We start from the raw sequence: 2,596 nt of genomic DNA, 5'->3' as shown, positions 1-2,596 counted from the left end.
GATCGCCCAGCAGCAACAGGTTGGTCAGCCATAACGTCAGGCAATCCACCAGCAGGCAGCGCTCGGTTTAGTCAACAAGCGATCCTTGGCACGAGCGCGGAGCTCGTTGACGATGTCTTCGTCAAAGCCGTCGATGTTGAGCATTTCTTCCAACGGTACGTAGGCAATCTCTTCCAGGCTGGTGAAACCTTCATCAACCAGCACTTGCGCCAGCTCTTCATCGACTTCCAGCTCTTCGATGAAATTGCGCAGGATGTCGCCGGTTTCAGCTTGCTGCTTAGCCTGGATGTCCGATTCGGTCATCACGTTCAGGGTCCAGCCAGTCAGCTGGCTAGCCAGACGCACGTTCTGACCACCGCGACCGATGGCCTGAGCCAGGTTGTCTGCGCCAACGGCGATGTCCATGGCATGGGCATCTTCGTCGACGATAATGGCCGCGACTTCAGCCGGCGACATGGCATTGATCACGAACTGCGCCGGGTTGTCGTCCCACAGGACGATGTCCACACGCTCGCCGCCCAACTCACCGGAAACGGCCTGGACGCGCGAACCGCGCATACCGATGCACGCACCCTGAGGGTCAATGCGCTTGTCTTTAGAACGGACCGCAATCTTGGCGCGCGATCCCGGATCACGGGAGGCAGCCATGACTTCGATCAGGCCTTCGGCAATTTCCGGCACTTCGATGCGGAACAGCTCGATCAGCATTTCCGGCGCGGTACGCGACAGGATCAGCTGCGGGCCGCGGTTCTCGGTGCGAATTTCCTTGAGCAGCGCGCGCAGACGCACGCCAACACGGAAAGTCTCGCGGGAAATGATGTCTTCGCGGGCCAACAGCGCTTCGGCGTTGTTACCCAGGTCGACGATCACGTTATCGCGGGTCACTTTTTTCACGGTGCCGGAGATGATTTCCCCCAGGCGCTCGCGGTAAGCATCAACGACTTGAGCACGCTCGGCTTCGCGAACCTTCTGCACGATGACCTGCTTGGCGGTCTGGGCAGCGATGCGGCCGAACTCGATGGATTCGATTTTTTCCTCGATCACATCACCGACCTTGGCATCGGGATGAGTCTCGCGGGCCTTGCTCGGCCAGGTTTCTACCGCTGGGTCATCCAGGTCGGCTTCTTCGACAACCGTCCAGCGACGGAAAGTCTCGTAGGAACCGGTGTGGCGATTGATTTCCACACGCAGGTCCACTTCGTCTTCAAAACGCTTTTTGGTAGCAGTGGCCAGGGCCAGCTCCAGCGCTTCAAAAATCACGCTTGCCGGTACACCCTTTTCATTGGATACCGACTCAACAACCAGCAGTACTTCTTTGCTCATCGTACGCCTCGCCTTTCGCAAGCCATTGGATCCGCGGGATCCGCGTCTCAGTCAAAACTGGGAATTATGTGGGCCTTGTCGATCATATCGATCGGCAACAGGAACTCGTGGTCTTCTACCTGCACCACGACGTCCTGCTCCTCCACCCCGCGGAGAAAGCCCTGAAAATTACGCCGACCTTCAAAAGGCGAGCGCAGCTTGATCTTCACTTGTTCACCGACATACTTGGCAAACTGTTCAAGGGTGAACAGCGGGCGTTCCATGCCAGGAGAGGAAACTTCAAGGGTGTATTCAACGGAGATCGGATCTTCGACATCCAGGACACCGCTGAGCTGACGGCTGACGATGGCACAGTCGTCCACCAGCACACCGCCTTCTTTATCGATATAAACGCGCAATAGTGAGTGGCGACCTTGAGCCGAAAACTCGATACCCCAGCATTCATAGCCAAGGGCCACGACCACCGGGGCCAACAAGGCCTGCAACTGTTCTAGCTTGCTCGACACCTGAACCCCCTCGTGCATGCTTGTGCAAATAAAAAATGGGCGAAGCGCCCATCCCGGAAACGCCGTTGAATAGCGGCGTTATAAAGTGTCCAGCTAACAAAAAGCCCCTGAAAAGGGGCTCCGCGAAAACTGGTTGCGGGGGCCGGATTTGAACCGACGACCTTCGGGTTATGAGCCCGACGAGCTACCAGACTGCTCCACCCCGCGACAAAGCTGGGGCGGAAGTATACGACCGATCCCTTTTTGGGTCAATGTAACCTTCCACCTACAAGAAAGCCCGCAACAGCGGGCTCTCCTGACAATTGGTACCGAGAAGGGGACTCGAACCCCTACACCCTATGGGCACAACCACCTCAAGGTTGCGTGTCTACCAATTCCACCACCTCGGCATAGACTACGTTACTGCATGAAACTCTTCTTACTTCTGCTCTGGAGCTTGAGGTACGTCAGTCGCATTGGTTGCCGACTTTTGCTCTTGGAGCACCGGGACATCATCAGAAGCCGGTTTTTGCTTTGGCACTTCAAGCACCGCTGGATTTGGCAAACCTACTTGAGTCAGCTCGTGAGCCTTCTCTTTAGCAAAGTAACCTAACCCTAAGCTGGTTATGAAAAAACCTGCGGCAAGTATAGCAGTAAACTTACTAAGAAAGGTAGAGGAACCTTGGCTTCCGAACACAGTATTTGATGCACCTGCCCCGAAAGACGCGCCAGCGTCCGCACCTTTACCCTGCTGCAGCAATACCAGAGCCACTACGCCCAACGCACCC

2 protein-coding genes, 2 tRNA genes and 1 pseudogene are annotated in these 2,596 nt (G+C 56.2%); all 5 read right to left on the bottom strand.

Going from position 1 to position 2,596, the window contains the following annotated elements:
• Nucleotides 1-57 precede the first annotated feature (57 nt).
• Nucleotides 58-1,323 (bottom strand): annotated as a pseudogene (gene nusA / locus ACQKQA_RS30160) (transcription termination factor NusA); the annotation flags it as partial.
• A gap of 47 nt (nt 1,324-1,370) precedes the next feature.
• A complete protein-coding gene (gene rimP, locus ACQKQA_RS30155; RefSeq protein WP_427564781.1) occupies nt 1,371-1,829 on the bottom strand; it encodes a ribosome maturation factor RimP in 459 nt (152 codons plus the stop codon).
• 130 nt (nt 1,830-1,959) lie between these two features.
• Nucleotides 1,960-2,036: transfer RNA gene (locus ACQKQA_RS30150), tRNA-Met, on the bottom strand.
• A 96-nt stretch (nt 2,037-2,132) separates the two neighbouring features.
• A tRNA-Leu gene (locus ACQKQA_RS30145) sits at nt 2,133-2,218 on the bottom strand.
• A 29-nt stretch (nt 2,219-2,247) separates the two neighbouring features.
• Nucleotides 2,248-2,596 (bottom strand): preprotein translocase subunit SecG (gene secG / locus ACQKQA_RS30140; RefSeq protein WP_427564780.1); only part of this gene is annotated, 349 nt, incomplete at its 5' end.

It is taken from the genome of Pseudomonas sp. NPDC089530, from assembly GCF_050280705.1.
In the GTDB taxonomy this organism is placed as follows: domain Bacteria; phylum Pseudomonadota; class Gammaproteobacteria; order Pseudomonadales; family Pseudomonadaceae; genus Aquipseudomonas.
The sequence above is the reverse complement of the archived record's forward strand: the minus strand, read 5'-3'. Positions and strand labels throughout refer to the sequence as shown.